At 28.6% G+C, this 500-nt stretch carries 1 protein-coding gene; it reads right to left on the bottom strand.

Annotated elements, in window-relative coordinates; genetic code table 11:
- Positions 1-121, bottom strand: a 121-nt coding sequence (locus CRU95_RS16140) for an FAD-binding protein (RefSeq protein ID WP_164969765.1), incomplete at its 3' end; no start/stop codon positions are given.
- Positions 122-500: the final 379 nt, after the last annotated feature.

Here is a 500-nt window from a genome sequence, read left to right as displayed (position 1 = left end):
TGATTTGTCCTCCTGGCATACCCATCTCAAACATCGTTACATTTTTTAATCCACCTCTTGTTGAATACAAACCTGCTGTAAGTCCAGCTGGCCCTCCTCCGATTATCGCTAAATCTAACATCTTCTTCTTTCCTTTAGTAATCAAGTACTTTTAAAATCACACAAACTATATATATTATCATATATTTATAAAGGCACAATAATACTCAATTTTTATTAAGTAGAAGATTAATTTAATAAACTTAATTCTATGCATTAAGTTTATCTTCACATTTAAAAAGTATTAAATATTTCTGAATAAAAAATATTACATTTTTTTAATAAAGTCATATTAATGACATTTTCCTCCTATAAACTCCTTTTCAGAATAAGTAATTCAATTAAGGAGAGAGAAAATGAATGAAGTTATTGAGGCTTATACAGGGCAAAATCCTGATGGCAATAAGAGTAGAATTCCTGCTAAACTTGATAAAGCATTAACAGCATCAGGAGTAATACTT

It is taken from the genome of Arcobacter sp. F2176 (genome assembly GCF_004116465.1).
GTDB classification, from domain to species: Bacteria; Campylobacterota; Campylobacteria; order Campylobacterales; family Arcobacteraceae; genus Arcobacter; species Arcobacter siniprincipis.
The sequence above is the reverse complement of the archived record's forward strand: the minus strand, read 5'-3'. Positions and strand labels throughout refer to the sequence as shown.